The organism is Inquilinus sp. NPDC058860 (assembly GCF_042743185.1).
In the GTDB taxonomy this organism is placed as follows: Bacteria; Pseudomonadota; Alphaproteobacteria; order DSM-16000; family Inquilinaceae; genus Inquilinus.
In genome coordinates this window covers 19,976-34,913 of the sequence record NZ_JBHYMS010000022.1, presented here as the reverse complement: position 1 = coordinate 34,913, position 14,938 = coordinate 19,976, and the positions used below count along the sequence as shown (strand labels likewise).

Genomic DNA, 14,938 nt, shown 5'->3' with positions numbered 1-14,938 from the left:
CGCCTTGCCGCCCGCAACCTGTTGGGTTCGCTGTCGCGAACCCAACCTACGCGGCTGTGATCGTCGCAATGCCCCTCTCAAATGTCGTGCTTGCGGATGTTGCGCAGGATCTTGTGCAGGGTGGCGACGAAGGCGACGTATTCGTCACCGTCGACGCCTTCGAACATCTGCGTCAGCAGCGCGTACATGGTGGGCCATACCGCGTCGAAGACGGCCCGGCCGTCCTCGGTGATGGCGATGTCGCGGACGCGCATGTCCTCGGCCCGCGGCTGCCGGCGGATATAGCCCTGCTCCTCCAGCGCATCGAGCGTCCGGCTCATGGTCGACTGCTCGGTGACGGCATAGACCGACAGCTCGTTGATCGTCAGCGTCGACGAGATGCTGAGGATGGCCAGCGCCCGCATCTTGGTGGTCGTCATGTCGTGCGCCTTCAGCGCGTCGGACATGTTGGCGTTCCACCGCGCCATCACCCGGTTCATCAGATAGGGCGCGAACTGGCTGAGCCCGATCTCGCCGAGCGTCGGGCGCGTGTCGCCCTGGTCCGGCCGTCGCAGCACCGTTCCGGCAAATCTGTCGGTCATCGCTCCCATCTGCTTCCAGTCATCCGGGCTCGTGCCGGCCCCTACCCTGCCTGGGGCACCAGCGCAAGGGCGCGCACCGGCGAGCCGGTGCCGCCGACGAATTTCAGCGGCGCCGCGATCAGGATCGCCCCCTTCGGCGGCAGCTGGTCGAGGTGGCAGAGGCTGGCCAGGCCATAGCGGTTGGCCTTGTGCAGCAGGGTATGGGCGGGAAAGGGCGGCGTCATGCCGCCGGCCGATCCCGCATCGGTGCCGACCGTCTCGGAGCCCCAGCCGAGAATGCCCTTCGACAGCAGGTATTCGATCGCTTCCGCCGTAGGGCCCGGCGAATGCGGGCCGTTCTCGTCGGCATTCAGGTAGGTCTCCGCCGACCCGTTGCGCTTGTACCAGTCGGTGCGCAGCAAGACCCAGGATCCAGCCTCGATCGCGCCGTGCCCGGTCTCCCAGGCCTTGATGCTGTCGACCGTCAGCAGATAGTCGGGGTCGGCCGCAGCCTCCTGCGAACGGTCGATGACGTTGACCGGGGCGACGAAGCTCTTCGGCGGGATGCGGTCGGTGGTCCCGTCGGCATGGTCCCGGCCGGTGATCCAATGGACCGGGGCGTCGAAATGCGTGCCTGTATGCTCCCCGAGCTCGAGCCAGTTCCAGGCCCAGAACGGGCCGTTCTCGTCATAGCGCGAGATGGGGTGGACCTTCACCGCTGGCGTGTTCTTGCCGATCTGGGGCGGCAGCTGGATCACCGGCGTCTCCGGCCCGAGCGGCGCTGTGAGGTCGACCACCCGGATCGAGCCGTCGAGCAATGAAGCCGCCAATCCGGCGAGATGATCGGTTGCCATGATTGCCTCCCGTTTTCGAATGGTTCTGCCCGGTCGATCCGCCCTGTCCGCGGGACGGATCGCAGGCCGCCAGCATCGAACCTTAGGTCGGAATATCTGCAATCACAATAAACTTGGCTATACGTTCCATTACATGGCTCTCTGGAAACATGGAATTGCATAGGAGAAGCTTGAGGCCTAAAACAATACGATTGATCGGGGACACCCTCCATGATCACCTAGCGCGACCAACGAGGCGGCGTTCCAGCCTGCCCGCCCAGCCAGCGGACGGCCATCGGCCGGAGCAGCGCCCGCCTCTTCGGCGACGACAAGCCAAGAATGCCCGCGATGCGGGCTGACAGAGGAGGCGAGCACGATGAAGCTCTTCAGGACGCTGGGAACCCTGGTTGCGTTCGGCCTGGCGGCGGCATCGCCGGCGCTGGCCGAGACCATCACGGTCGGCGCCTACCCGGCCAACCCGCCCTGGGAGTACAAGACCGACAGCGGCGCCTTCGAAGGCTTCGAGGTCGACGTGGCCAAGGAGGTGGCCAAGCGCATCGGCGTCGATGTCGAGTTCCAGGACCTGGGCTTCCAGGCGCTGTTCGCCGCCACCAGCTCCGGCCGCATCGACTTCGCGATCTCCTCGATCTCGGTGACCAACGAGCGGCTGCAGAACCAGGCTTTCACCCAGCCCTACTACGACAGCGACGGCACCATCGTCGGCAAGGCGGATTCGCCGATCCATTCGCTGGACGACCTGAAGGGCAAGACCATCGGCGTGATCTCGGGGTCGACCGGCGAGGCTTTCGCCAAGGCGAATGGCGAGAAGCTGGGCTTCGCCGAGGTCAAGAGCTACAACGCGCAGCAGGACCTGCTGCTGGAGGCGCAGAACGGCCGGATCGACGGCGGCGCGGGCGAGCTGGCCGGCTTCCAGTACGCGATCAGGCAGATGCCGGCGCTGAAGATCCTGGTCCGCATCCCGACCGGCGAGCGCTTCGCCATGATGACGCGCAAGAACCATCCGCTGCTGGCCAAGGCGAACGATGCGATCGGCGCGATGAAGACCGACGGCACCCTGGCCGCGATCCACAAGACCTGGTTCGGGGTCGATCCGGAGCCGGGCAGCAGCACGGTGACGCCGGGGCCGATCCCGCAGGCCCAGTAACCGCTGAAGCCGGGCCGGGCGCCGCGCCCGGCCCTTCCGCCACGCCGCTGGGCGCGCCATCCGGTCCGGACCATGGAACTGATCGACACCTTCTTCAACGGGCCGGTGCTGCTGCGCGCCGTGCCGATCCTGCTGCGCGGCCTGGGCAACACCATCCTCCTGGGCTGCGTCAGCATCGTCCTCGGCACGCTGGCCGGGCTGCTGGTGTGCCTGGTCCGGCTCTACGCGCCCCGGCCGCTGCGGCTGCTGGCGATCGCCTACATCGACGTGTTCCGGGCGCTGCCGATCCTGGTGCTGCTGATCCTGATCTACTACGCCCTGCCCTTCGTCGGCATCCGGCTGTCCTCCTTCGTCTCCGCCACCCTCGCCTTGTCGATGGTGCTGGCGGCCTTCACCGCCGAGGTCTGCCGCGCCGGCATCGAGAGCATCCCGCGCGGGCAGTTCGAGGCCTCCTCCGCGCTGGGCCTGCCGTTCTGGCTGACGATGCGCAAGGTGATCCTGCCCCAGGCGATCCGCGTCATCATCCCGCCGCTGACCAGCAACTGCGTGTCGGTGTTCAAGGACACGGCCCTGGCCTCGGTCGTCGCCATGCCGGACCTGCTGAAGCAGGCCACCGACGCCCAGGCGCAGATGGCCAACCCGACGCCGCTGATCGGCGCCGCGATCATCTATCTCGCCTTCCTCTGGCCGCTGGTCCGGCTGATCGGCCATCTCGAAGCGCGCGCCAAGCGCCGCGCCGGCCGGGCCTGACCGCGCCCTTCATCGGAGATCATCGTGACTCACACGCCAGCCGACGCCAGCGCCTTCCCGATCGACGCGGTCCGGGCTCGGTTCCCGGCGCTGCAGAAGGCCGGCGACTTCATCTTCCTCGACAATGCCGGCGGCGCGCAGATCCCGCAGAGCGTGCTGGATGCCGTCACCCGCCATCTGGTCGACCACAACGTCCAGCGCGGCGGCCGCTACGACAAGAGCCGCGCCGTCGACCGCGCCATCGCCGAGGCGCGGGAGAGCGTCGGGCTGCTGGTCAACGCGTACCGGCCGGCCGAGATCTGCTTCGGCATGAACGCCACGTCGTTCATCCGGCTGGTCAGCCTCGGCATCGGCCAGACCCTCGGCGAGCGCGACGAGATCGTGGTCACCGACATGGACCACGACGCCAACATCGCCACCTGGCTGGCGCTGGAGGGCGCCGGCGCCAAGTTCGCCTGGTGGCGGATGCGCGAGGACGGCACCCTGCATGTCGAGGATCTGGTGCCGCTGCTGTCCCCGCGCACGCGGCTGGTGGCCTGCACCGCCACGGCGCATTCGATCGGCACCATCGTCGACATCCCCGCGGTGTCGCGGGCGGCGCAGGCCGTCGGGGCCGAGGTCTTCGTCGACGGCGTCCATTTCGGCCCGCACGGGCTGATCGACGTCCAGGCCTGGGGCTGCGACTACCTGGTCTGCTCCGGCTACAAGAACTTCTCGCCGCATATGGGCTTTCTGTGGGGCCGCTTCGACGCGCTGAAGCGGCTGCCGACCTTCCGTGAGGACTTCATCCCGGACGAGCCGCCCTACAAGGTCGAGGCCGGCACCTTCGTCTATGAGAACGTCGCCGGCATGGACGCCTCGGTGCGCTATCTCGAAGCCCTCGGCCGCGGCTTCGGCGGCCTGTCGGCCGGCTCACGCCGCGGCGACATCGTGGCGGGGATGACCGCGATCCGGGCCTATGAGGCCGGGCTGTCGCGCGCGATGCTGCGCGTGCTGAAGGTCTGCGGCGCCACGATCTACGGCATCGCCGACGAGGCCCGCTTGGATGGGCGGGTGCCGACGATCTGCTTCAACATTCCCGGCCGCTCGCCCCAGGCGATCGCCGATGCAATGTCCGACGCCGGGATCGGCATCCGCGACGGCCATATGTACGCGCCGCGGCTGATGCAGCGGCTGGGCCTGCCCATGGCGACGGGGGCGCTGCGCGTTTCCATGGTCCACTACAACACGCTGGCCGAGGTGCGGCGCTTCGGCGAGGAGCTGGCGGCCTGTCTCGGCAGGACCGGCTGATCCGCTTCCGCCAGCCGGCCCGGCCATCGCCTCGCTCGCCGGCCTGCACGATCCGCAGCGCCGTCAGCGCGCCATCAGGGCGGCCGACCAATCCAGCACCGTTTCCCGATCCAGGAAGGCAGGCTGCCGCCCGTCCTGGCTGCCGGCGAGATGACGGGCCAGGGCCTTCCGGAGTGCCGCAGCGACCGGGCGCCGGTCGAGGCCGCTTGCAAGGTCGATCCCGCTCATGACCAGTCGGCCGCGCCCGATCCGGCATTCCGCGAGAAGCGCGAGGTCCCGGTTCGAGTTCCAATCGTCGATGACGCGGACGATCGGCGACAGGCCGAGGCCGCCGAGGTCGAGCGCCGCGCGGCCATGGACCAGCTCCCACCAATGCCAATCGGACGCGCGGCCGCTGGGGAACGCACTGAAGATCGGATGGTCCTGATCGATCAATAGCCCGAGCGTGTGCGGCGGCTGACGGCGGGTCCAGAGCGTGTTCCAGAAGACGGTCGTGAAGCCGAGGATGCTGTCCTGCCGGATCGCCTTCGGATCGGGCGACCAGACGATGGTCTCGCCCGCCTCGATCCGGCGCAGGATCGCCTCGTCCAGATCCGGCACGATCTCGAGCGGCGCCGCGTCCCCGGCCTTCTCGAAGACCCAGTAGCCCCAGCGGTTGCGGTATCCGGTCCCGGCGAGTTCGAGCAGGAGCTCGTAACGGTCCTGGGCCAGGGCACCGGTTTCGATCACCAGATCGCCGATCCGATGGAGATCGCCTGTGGCGAGGCTTCGAGCCCGGATCTCGCCCTGGCCGGCGACCTTGCCGGAGTCGTCGGTCAGCGACCAGCGCAGCACGGCATCCTCGATGTCCGCCGGCCCGAACTGCGCGATCTCGACGGCCACCCTGATCGGCTCGCCCCGCGTCACGACGAAGCGCTCGCTCCTGACCAGCGGCACGACGGGCGCGCAGAACTCGCGGAACGCTTCGGGCGAGACATAGGGCTTCCGGTCCCAGAAGGCGTCGACGACGCCGACCAGCGCCGTGCCCTGGCCGGGGAAATCCTGCAGGCCGAGCAGTTGGATGCCGGCAAAACCCCGGGTCCGGAGCGCGCTCTCGATATCCTCCTTGTAGAGCTTGGTCTGCAGGCTGCCGCTCGCCATCAGGAACTCCCCGGCGAGGTCGAGCATGCCCTTCCCGGCGAGGTCGTCGCGGACCCGGATGAAATTCCGTGCCTCGACGACGCCCCGATACTTCCCGATCTCATCGAGGCTGGGGAAGACGCACCACTGGCCCATCTCATGCGTCACCAGCGGCATGTCGACCGCGTCGCGATAGGCGCTCCAATCGGTCATCGTCTCCAGCGCCTGCGCGTTGAGCCGCCCGGCGAGCCCCTCGCCCCAGCGCTGCGATCGCGGCTCCGGCTTCGAGACATAGTCGGCTTCGGCGATCGTCGGCCAGCCGGAACAGCCGGTGTAGAGCCGGCGCGGATCGGCCTTGGTCCAATGGGCGACCCAGCGCGACAGGAAGGCGTGCAGCCCCGGGCCGTGCGGCTCGTTGCCGACCGCCATCATCACGAAGGACGGGTGATTGCCATAGGCGCGGACGATCCGTTCGGATTCCTCGTGAATGAAGCGGTCGAGATTGGGGTCGGAGCCGAGCACGGCCCAGACCGGCGTCTCGACATGGAGGAGCACGCCCATCTCGTCCGCCGCGACGAAGGCCGCTTCGGGCGGGCAGTAGGAGTGGAAGCGCACATGGTTGAGGCCATAGGCCTTCACGGTCGAATAGACCTTGCGCCAGCCGTCCACGTCGCAGGGCGGATAGCCGGTGAGCGGGAAGATACAGCAATCGAGCGTGCCGCGCAGGAAGACGGCCCGGCCGTTCAGGCGCAGGCGCCGTCCGTCGCGGGTGAAGGAGCGGATGCCGAAGCCGGTCTCGTGCCGGTCGATCGGGACGCCGTTGCGCGACCACTCGACATCGAGCCGGTGCACGACTGGCGAGAACTCGTCCCAGAGGCCCGCCGTCTCCGGCAGATCGACGTCGATCGAGACCGGCGTGAAGCCGCTGCGGATCGTGACCGGCCGCTCGATGACGAGCGGCTCCGCGATGCCGGCGAGGCGGAACCGCAGGGTCAGCCGGTCCTCGGCGTCGCCGGTCCAGAAGGTCGGGTGATGGATGTCGGCGTCGAACCCATCGAGCTCGATGTCGATCCGGACCCTGCGCGTCGGAGCATGGACGGCGACGCGGCTGATCGCCCCGGCCGAGGCCTCGATCCGCAGCGAGCCGACGACGCCGTTCCAGTTGGTCTGGGTGTGATCCGTGTTGGAATGGGCGACATCCTCGACGCCCGTATGCCTGATCGCCTCGCCGACGGCCTCGACCCGGCCATTGTCGATCATCAGGACCAGGCGATGCGGGCCGGCCGCGAGCCTGCCGAGCAGGAAGCGGTGCTCCGTCGACAGGCTGCGGTCGCGACCGATCTTCACGCCGTCGAGCCAGACCGTCACCTCGCCATGCGGCCGCTCCAGCACGAGCTGGTGATAGAGCCCCTCCGCCTCCGGCGCGACCTCGAAGGGCCGGCCGTACCAGGCGCGGCCGACATAGGGATGGCGGCGCGAGAGATGCGCCATCGTGCCGTCCGGATTGGCCGGCGCCTTCCGCGCCTCGTCGACGCTGCCGGGAAGCGCGATCGTGTCGTCGAGATCGCGGCCGAACCAGGCCTCCTTCAGGCCGCGATGACCGGGATCGAGCGCGAAGGACCAGATCCCGGCGAGGGATGTCTCGAACAGCATTGTCACTCCGGATGATCATGAAATGAGGAGCCGCTCCGGGCGCGGACCGTCTCCTACCCCGACCTCAGAGACCGTTTGGAAATGCGCTGGTGAGAGTCGGCTGGCGGTGGTTTCGAGAACCGGAGCGCAGCGGACGTTTGGGTCCGTGAGCACCGGAAGCGCTCGAGCCCGCCGTCAGACGGCCGCACCAGTAGCATTTACAAATGGTCTCTACATCTTCGCCTTGATCTCGGCTTCTGCCTGCGCGAGCGCCGCGTCGACCGGCTTGCCGCTCGTCACCACGGCGTTCACCGCGGTCTCCACCGCCAGATAGGCGATGGAATCGAGCGGGTTGGTGGTCTGCGGCACCATCTCGGCCTGGACCTTGGCGAAGATCTCGTTGGTGTTCTGGCCCGCGTAATAGGGGTCCTGGAAATTGATCCAGGGCGCCTTCCCGGCCGTCGTATAGGCCGGATAGAGATCGCCGTTCTCATATTGCAGCTTCAGGCTGGTGTCGTTCAGGGCGATCCATTTGACCAGCGCCCAGGCCGCTTCCTTGTTCTCGCTCGTCTCGAGTATGCCCAGGAAGTCGCCGCCCCAGTTGAAGGCCGAGACGCCGTTCTCCGCCGCCGGCGCCGGCACGACGCCCCATTTGCCGGCGTCTCCCGGCGCATAGGCGCTCTTCAGGAGCCCGCCGAACCAGTTGCCGATGACGACGGTCGCGATCTGCCCGCGGGCGAAGGCGCCCTGCCATTCCGGCGTCCACATGGCGAAAGGCGAAATCAGCCCGGCGTCGCGCGCCTTCACCACCAGCTCGAAGGCCTCCTTGAAGACGGGACCGTTCACCAGCAGGTTGCCGTCCTTGTCGAAATAGGAGACGCCGCGCTGCGCGATGTAGGCGCGGACCAGCTCGTTGCCGGTCCCCACCATCCAGCGCTCGTTCGGCTTCGCGATCTTCCTGCCGGCCTCGATGAAGGCGTTCCAGTCCTTGAGCGTCGCCGCCAGCGCCCCGGGATCGCCGGGAAGGCCCGCCGCCTCGAACAGGTCGCGCCGGTAGAACAGTGCGCCCGGCCCCGTGTGCTTCGGCAGCGCGAAGATGCGGCCCGTCGCCGGATCCTCGATCTTCGACCAGGCGAAGGGCGCGAAATCGGCCTTGAGCGCGCCGGCGTTGAAGGGCGGCTTCGAGAGGTCGGCGAATTGCTGCTTCCCGCTCAGCTGCGCGACGTTGTTGATCTCGACCATCGCGACATCCGGGCCGGTGCCAGCGAGCAGAGCCGAGAGCAGCTTGTTCAGATAGACGTTCTTGCCGGACGGAAAGCCCTGGATCCGGACCTTGATGTTCGGATAGGCCTTGTTGAATTCCGGCAGCAGCGACGACAGCGTCCGGTCGTTGTGCGGCCAGGTCCAGAGGCTGACGGCGCCCGAGATCCCGGTGTTCGGCGTCTCCTGCGCCGCCGCGGCCTGCAGGCTTGCGGCGAGGCCGAGCACCGCCGCCGCCATGATGGTCCAGCGTCTCTTCATGTCGGGTCCTCCCTTGGTCATGACTTCACGGCGCCCCCGGTCAGGCCGCTGATGAACTGCCGGCTCAGGAAGCCGAAGATCATGAAGACCGGCACGAGGCCGATCAGGGTGGCGAGCATCACGGCCGGGAGGTCGGCGAAATAGATCGAGTTCAGCGAGCTGAGCGCGAGCGGTACCGTGAACTTCGCCTGGTCGGTCAGGATGACGAGCGGCAGCTGGAAGTCGTTCCAGGTGCTGATCAGCGTCCAGACGCCGAGCGCGGCGAGGCCGGGCCTGATGATCGGCAGCACGATCCGGAAGAAGGCCGAGAAGACGCCGGCGCCGTCGACCTCCGATGCCTCGTAGAGCTCGTGCGGCACGGTGCCGGAGATGTAGGTGTACATCCAGATCACGCCGAAGCCCGAGGCGAGCGCCGGCACGATCAGCGGCCAGAAGGTGTCGAGCCAGCCGAACCAGTTCATCTCGAGGAAGAACGGGATCAGCGCGAGCGAAGGCGGGAAGAACAGCGTCGCGAAGGCGAGGACCAGCAGCGGCCGGTGGCCCCTCGCGCGCCGATAGCGGGCGAAGCCGTAGCCGGCGAGGGCGCTGACCAGGACGAGGCCGATCGTCTTCGGCACGGCGACGATCAGGCTGTTCACGAGCGGCGCCAAAGGCTCGTAGACCGCCTGGATGCGGGCGAAGTTGTCGAGGAGGGCATCGCCGAAGAACACCGGCGGCGGGAACTGGAACACCTCCTCCAGCCGCCGCGTCGCCATGACCGCGGTCCAGTAGAGCGGCAGGATGAAGACCAGCGAGAAGAGCCCGAGCCCGATCGTGATCAGGACGTTGGCGCGCCGCTCGCGCCTGGCGAAGAAGCCGGCCATCACGCCGTCCCCGCCGTCATCCGCCCCAGCAGGCGGTGGTAGAGGACCGTCAGCAGCGTAATCGCGGCGAAGATGTACCAGGAGACCGCCGCGCCGAGGCCGAAATCGAAATTGGTGAAGGCGGTCGCGTAGAGATACATGCCGAGCGTCGTCGTCGCATTGTCGGTGCCGCCCGTGCCTGCGGTGAGCACATAGGGCTCGTCGAAGATCTGCAGCCCGCCCAGGGTGGCGTTGGTGATCGAGAAGCCGAGCGTCGGCAGCATCAGCGGCGCCGTCACGCGCAGGAAGACCTGCAGCCGGCTGGCGCCGTCGATCCGCGCCGCCTCGGTGAGGTCGCGCGAGATCGACTGCAGGCCCGACAGGAAGATGAGGAAATGCCAGCCGGTCCAGCGCCAGACGACGAGAAGGACGACGAGCGGCTTGATCCACCCTTCCGAGCCGAGCCAGTCGAAGTAGAAGGGCTTGCCCGCGGCCGCGCCGATCAGCGTGTTCACGATGCCGCCATTCGACGAGAACATCACGCGGAGGATGATCGCCGAGATCGCCGGCGCGACCAGGAGCGGAAACAGGAAGACGACGCGGAAATACTGCCGGCCGATGACCACGAACTCGTTGACCAGGACGGCGAGCCCGAAGGCGAGCGCCACCGTCGCCGCCGACGAGGCGATCCAGACGACGACGGTGTTCCAGATCGCCTGGCGGAACACCGGATCGGCGAGGGCGCGGAGATAGTTGTCGAGGCCGACGAATTCCGGCGCGCCGAAGCCGTCCCAGCGGTTGAAGCCGAGATAGAGCGAGAACAGGACCGGGAAGAGGCTGAAGACGGCGAAAATGGCGAAGAAGGGCGCCACGGTCGCATAGAAGGCTCGGTTCCGACTGGACCGGCGTCCGGATGACGGAACCGCCGAGGCGCTGCCGAGCCGCATCCTCCCTGCCTCCTTTATCGGATCGTTTCCTATTAAACATCCGATATTTGAATAGGGGTCAAGCCCTCGTCGGACCCTTTTATGAGTTTCGATCTCCAATAAATTCGGCTCTTGACGCGGCCCACCCGCTTCCGTGGTCGACTTGACGCTAGCGCCCCGCACATTCATAACATCAATAAATCAGACAAGAAGGAGAGGCCCGGTGAAGATCACCGCCATCCGGACGCGGATCGTCAACGCCGAGATGCGGAACTGGGTCTTCGTGAAGGTGGAGACCGACCAGCCGGGGCTCCACGGCTGGGGCGAGGCGACGCTCGAATGGAAGACGCGGGCGGTGGTCGGCGCGATTGACGATCTCGCCCCGCTGATCATCGGCCGCGACCCGCGCGACATCGAGCAGGCGGTGCGCGCCATGAAGAAGCAGTCCTTCTGGCGGCTCGGCGCGGTGGCGACGAGCGCGATCTCGGGGATCGAGGTCGCGCTCTGGGACATCCTCGGCAAGGAGCTCGGCGTGCCGGTCTGGCGCCTGCTCGGCGGCAAGGTGCGCGACAAGGTCGGCGTCTACACGCATCTCGGGCTCGGCGACATGCGCGCCGTCTACGAGACGCTGGAGGTCGACCCGCTGGTCGAGCGCGCCCGCGCCGTGGTGGAGAGCGGCTATCGCGCCTTCAAGGCGGTGTTCATCCCCTACACGCATTTCCACGCGCCGCTGCCGGAGATCGGCAAGGTGGCGCGCCTGATGGACGCGCTCCGCTCCGCCGTCGGGCCGGAGGTCGAGATCATGGTCGACTTCCACGGCCGCCCGGCGTCGGTCGGCGCGGCGCTCGCCTATATCGACGCGCTCGCGCCCGGCCGGCCGATGTTCGTCGAGGAGCCGTTGCCGCCCGGCGACACGGCGGGGCTGACGGCCATCGCCGCCCGAACCTCGGTGCCGGTCGCGACCGGCGAGCGCCTCGTCGAGCGCGCCGAATTCACCGATCTCGTCACCAGCCGGGCGGTGAGCGTGATCCAGCCCGATATCTGCCATTGCGGCGGCCTGCTCGAAGCGAAGAAGATCGCGGCGATCGCCGATACGTTCGGGATCGGCGTCGCGCCGCACAATCCGCTGGGGCCGATCGCCGGCGTCGCGGCGCTGCATTTCGCCGTATCGACGCCGAATCATGTCATCCAGGAGGAGATGGTCGGCGCCGTGCCCTGGTATTTCGACGTCGTGAAGGGTCCGATCCGGATGGTCGACGGCTTCTGGCAGGTGCCGGACGCGCCCGGCCTGGGGGTCGAGGTCGACGAAGCCGAATGCGCGCGCCATCCCTTCGCGCAGGAGGTGATCCATCCGCAGCACGCCGTCCTCGCCGACGGCACGATCGTGGACTGGTGAGATGGCGGGCCGCCTCGAGGATAAGGTTGCGATCGTGACCGGCGCCGGCCGCGGCATCGGCGAGGGTGAGGCCGCACCGATCGCCGGGGCGGGAGGACGGACCCTCTCGAAGCCCCGCATCCACGGCCAGGTGGTGCGCGCGATCGCGACCCGCATCCTGTCGGGCGAGTTCAAGTCCGGTTCGCTGCTGCCCTCCGAGACCGAGCTCTGCGAAACCCTGAAGATCAGCCGGAGCGCGCTCCGTGAGGCGATCCGCGTCCTCTCCGCCAAGGGGCTCGTCCGCACGCGTCCTCGCGTGGGCACCCTGGTGCGCGAGATCGAGGATTGGAGCCTGCTCGACCCGGACATGCTTGAATGGTCGATGGCCTGCCCGCCGAGCCCGGAATTCGTCCACAGCCTGCTCGAGGCCCGCCGGGTGATCGAGCCCGCCGCGGCCCGCTTCGCCGCGGCCCGTGCCTCGGCCAAGGACGTCGCGGAGCTGGAGACCGCCTATGAGCGCATGGAACGGGCCATGCCGGACGACATCGTCGCCTTCAACGAGGCCGATATCGACTTCCACCGCGGCCTCCTGCGCGCGAGCCACAATCTGGTCTTCCAGCAGATGTGGACGACGATCAGCGCCGCGCTCGCCTATTCCTTCCGCATCTCGACGGGGCAGGCCCGCTCACCGGCCGACTCGCTCCCCTATCACCGCGACGTGGTCGAACGCATCCGCCTTCGCGATCCCGAAGGCGCCCACTCCTCGATGTCCCGCCTCCTCGACATCGCCGCCATCGACCTCGCCCTCGTCATAGGCGACTGAGGTCCTCGCAGGACAGCGCGGGGCATGCGTCGCCGTTCACCGGGGCACTCCACGGGTGCCGCGGTTCTGTCGGTTCTTCCCGCCGGATCGGGCGGCTCGACCACCTGAGAGCAAACTTCTGAAGGCACCGGCTGCCGATGGCGGCGCTCGGAGTGCCCGGCTTTGTACCGAAGTGGCGACCCCTACGGGATTCGAACCCGTGTTACCGCCGTGAAAGGGCGGTGTCCTAGGCCTCTAGACGAAGGGGTCGGCGCGGCGCAGAGACCTACCGGCAGCGGCCGGGGAAATCAAGCGTTTTCGGCCCAGAGCGGCGCCACGTCGTCGATGAACAGCTGCACCCGGATGTTGCCGTTCCAGCGGTTGAGCCTGAGCGTGCCGGCGACATGCAGCAGCGCGTCGCGGCGCAGCAGCGCCTGGCCCACCGGCTGGTCGGCACAGCGGAAGGCGATCGCCCTGAGGCGGCCGCCATCCGGTCCGACCAGCGTGCAGGCGACATGGCCACCGCCGCCGACCACCGACGGCGCCACCACCCGCACCCGCGGCAGCGCGAAGCGCGGCTCCGGATTTCCGGCGCCGAAGGGGCCGAGGCGGCACAGCGTCTCGGCCAGATCGACCGTCGCCGCCTCCACCACCAGCGTGCCGTCGAGCTCGACCAGCGGCACCATCGGCTCGTCCACCTGGCCGTCGATGTGCTCGGCCAGGAAGGCGCGCAGCCCGGCGATCCGCTCCTGCCGCACGGTGAAGCCCGCCGCCATGCGGTGGCCACCGCCGGACAGCAGCAGGCCGGCCTGGCGCGCCGCGATCACCGCGGCGCCGAGATCGACGCCGGGCACCGAGCGACCCGAAGCCTTGCCGATGCCGCCCTCGATCCCGACGACGCAGGACGGGCGGCCATAACGCTCGCGCAGCCGGCCGGCGACGATGCCGACCACGCCCGGGTGCCAGCCCTCGCCCGCGACCAGGATCACCGGCCCGGACTCCGAGGCCTCGACCTGGGCGATCGCGGCAGCCATCACCTCGGCCTCGACGGTCTTGCGGTCGACATTGTGCTCGTCCAGCAACGCCGCGATCCGCGCCGCCTCGGCCTTGTCCTCGGTGGCCAGCAGGCGGGCGCCGAGATCGGCCCGGCCGATGCGGCCGCCGGCATTGATCCGCGGCCCCAGGATGTAGCCGGCGTGGTAGGCGTCGACCGTCTCGGTCACCCGCGCCACATCGGCCAGGGCGGCCAGGCCGGTGTTGCGGCGCTGCGCCATCACCTTCAGCCCCTGCCCGACCAGCGCCCGGTTCAGCCCGGTCAGCGGCACCACGTCGCAGATCGTGCCGAGCGCCACCAGGTCGAGCAGCGCCATCAGGTCCGGCTCCGCCCGGTTGGCAAAGGCGCCGGCCTGGCGCAGCGTGCGGTTGAGCGCCACCAAAGCCAGGAAGGTGACGCCGCAGGCGGCGAGCTGCCCCAGCCCCGGATCCTGGTCCAGCCGGTTCGGGTTGACCACCGCCGTCACCTTGGGCAGGCGCGGCTCGGCCGTGTGGTGGTCGAGCACGACGATGTCGAGGCCCGAAGCCGCGGCGCCTTCCAGCGCGTCGAAGGCAGTGGTGCCGCAATCGACCGTGACCACCAGCCCGGCGCCGCCGGCGCGCAGCTTCTCCAGCGCCTGGGCGTTCGGGCCGTAGCCCTCGGCGATGCGGTCGGGGATATGGATCTGCGGCTCGATGCCGAGCCCGCGCAGATAGCGGACCATCAGCGCGGTCGAGGTGGCGCCGTCGACGTCGTAGTCGCCGAACACGGCGATGCCCTCGCCGCCGGTCACCGCCCGGGCGATGCGCTCCGCCGCGCGGTCCATGTCGCGCAGCACCGAGGGGTCGGGCAGCAGCGCCCGCAGCGTCGGGTTGAGGAAGGCGGGTGCGTCGTCCAGGCCGACGCCGCGCGCCGCCAGCACCCGGGCGACCAGCTCCGGCAGGGCATGGCGCTGGGAGAGGGCCAGCGCCAGCCGGTCGTCGGTGGCGCGGCCGATCCAGCGCGCGCCCTTGACGGAGCGTTCGACGCCGAACAGCGCCGGCGCGCTCACCACCCCCGCCTTGAAGTCATCACCAGCCCCTCCCCGGCC

12 protein-coding genes and 1 tRNA gene are annotated in these 14,938 nt (G+C 68.7%); 5 read left to right on the top strand and 8 right to left on the bottom strand.

Annotation, left to right across the window (positions count from 1 at the left end):
- Positions 1-77: 77 nt before the first annotated feature.
- Complete coding sequence (locus tag ACFW16_RS16995) at positions 78-581, bottom strand: MarR family winged helix-turn-helix transcriptional regulator (protein WP_380307027.1); 504 nt, start codon at positions 579-581, stop codon at positions 78-80.
- A 41-nt stretch (positions 582-622) separates the two neighbouring features.
- On the bottom strand, positions 623-1,414 hold the full coding sequence (locus ACFW16_RS16990; RefSeq protein WP_380307025.1) for a cyclase family protein: 792 nt from the start codon (positions 1,412-1,414) through the stop codon (positions 623-625).
- Between the two features lie 355 nt (positions 1,415-1,769).
- Between ACFW16_RS16990 and ACFW16_RS16985 the strand changes: the two genes are divergently transcribed.
- From ACFW16_RS16985 to ACFW16_RS16975, 3 genes are all read left to right on the top strand, one after another.
- On the top strand, positions 1,770-2,558 hold the full coding sequence (locus tag ACFW16_RS16985; RefSeq protein ID WP_380307023.1) for an ABC transporter substrate-binding protein: 789 nt from the start codon (positions 1,770-1,772) through the stop codon (positions 2,556-2,558).
- A gap of 72 nt (positions 2,559-2,630) precedes the next feature.
- Positions 2,631-3,308 (top strand): amino acid ABC transporter permease, encoded by a 678-nt coding sequence (locus tag ACFW16_RS16980; protein WP_380307021.1) that lies wholly within the window; start codon positions 2,631-2,633, stop codon positions 3,306-3,308.
- A 24-nt stretch (positions 3,309-3,332) separates the two neighbouring features.
- Positions 3,333-4,598 (top strand): cysteine desulfurase-like protein, encoded by a 1,266-nt coding sequence (locus tag ACFW16_RS16975; protein WP_380307019.1) that lies wholly within the window; start codon positions 3,333-3,335, stop codon positions 4,596-4,598.
- 63 nt (positions 4,599-4,661) lie between these two features.
- On the opposite strand, the gene ACFW16_RS16970 is transcribed toward ACFW16_RS16975, so the two are convergent.
- The 4 genes from ACFW16_RS16970 to ACFW16_RS16955 all read right to left on the bottom strand — a co-directional run bounded on the left by ACFW16_RS16970 (position 4,662) and on the right by ACFW16_RS16955 (position 10,584).
- Positions 4,662-7,370, bottom strand: a complete 2,709-nt coding sequence (locus ACFW16_RS16970; RefSeq protein WP_380307017.1) for a glycoside hydrolase family 2 TIM barrel-domain containing protein — start codon at positions 7,368-7,370, stop codon at positions 4,662-4,664.
- A 210-nt stretch (positions 7,371-7,580) separates the two neighbouring features.
- On the bottom strand, positions 7,581-8,870 hold the full coding sequence (locus ACFW16_RS16965) for an ABC transporter substrate-binding protein (RefSeq protein WP_380307015.1): 1,290 nt from the start codon (positions 8,868-8,870) through the stop codon (positions 7,581-7,583).
- Between the two features lie 17 nt (positions 8,871-8,887).
- Positions 8,888-9,733, bottom strand: coding sequence for a carbohydrate ABC transporter permease (locus ACFW16_RS16960; RefSeq protein ID WP_380307013.1), 846 nt, complete (start codon positions 9,731-9,733; stop codon positions 8,888-8,890).
- The gene (locus ACFW16_RS16955) at positions 9,733-10,584 is read right to left on the bottom strand and encodes a carbohydrate ABC transporter permease (RefSeq protein ID WP_380307011.1); all 852 of its coding nucleotides are present in this window, start codon (positions 10,582-10,584) and stop codon (positions 9,733-9,735) included. The genes ACFW16_RS16960 and ACFW16_RS16955 overlap by 1 nt, the downstream gene beginning before the upstream one ends.
- Positions 10,585-10,792: 208 nt before the next feature.
- Here ACFW16_RS16955 and dgoD point away from each other — a divergent pair, with 208 nt between their 5' ends.
- Positions 10,793-12,034 carry a galactonate dehydratase gene (gene dgoD / locus ACFW16_RS16950; protein ID WP_380307009.1) on the top strand — a complete coding sequence of 414 codons (1,242 nt, stop codon included), beginning with the start codon at positions 10,793-10,795 and terminating at the stop codon, positions 12,032-12,034.
- A gap of 1 nt (position 12,035) precedes the next feature.
- Positions 12,036-12,836: an FCD domain-containing protein gene (locus tag ACFW16_RS16945; protein WP_380307007.1), complete on the top strand. Its 801-nt coding sequence runs from the start codon at positions 12,036-12,038 to the stop codon at positions 12,834-12,836.
- 173 nt (positions 12,837-13,009) lie between these two features.
- Here the strand turns inward: ACFW16_RS16945 and ACFW16_RS16940 are convergent.
- Positions 13,010-13,085, bottom strand: a tRNA-Glu gene (locus ACFW16_RS16940).
- Positions 13,086-13,123: 38 nt separating this feature from the next.
- Positions 13,124-14,899, bottom strand: coding sequence for a single-stranded-DNA-specific exonuclease RecJ (gene recJ, locus ACFW16_RS16935; protein ID WP_380307005.1), 1,776 nt, complete (start codon positions 14,897-14,899; stop codon positions 13,124-13,126).
- Positions 14,900-14,938: the final 39 nt, after the last annotated feature.